The following is a 234-nucleotide window of genomic DNA, read 5'->3' on the forward strand; positions in this document are numbered from 1 at the left end:
CGCCGAGTGAGCCGATAACGCCCCATCAACTTGGCCGTCTCCAGCCCCAGCGCCAGGCGGTCCGCCAGGTAGGTCCCGAAGAGCGACAGGCCCAGCGCGAAGATGATGAACACGCAGTTGCTGGCCGACTGGTAGCGCAGCTCCCCCGACAGGCCCGGCGGCGGCAACCGCGCGGGCCAGAAACAGGACACCGCGGCCCAGACGATGACCATGAACACGCACATCACCGCCGTG

1 protein-coding gene is annotated in these 234 nt (G+C 68.4%); it reads right to left on the bottom strand.

What is annotated here, in order from left to right; all coding sequences use genetic code 11:
* A partial coding sequence (locus SAZ04_RS23050; protein WP_332700140.1) for a hypothetical protein occupies positions 1 to 234 on the bottom strand: 234 nt, incomplete at both ends.

The organism is Halalkalibacter lacteus (assembly GCF_036663595.1).
Taxonomy (GTDB): Bacteria; Bacillota; Bacilli; order Bacillales; family Bacillaceae_D; genus Halalkalibacter; species Halalkalibacter lacteus.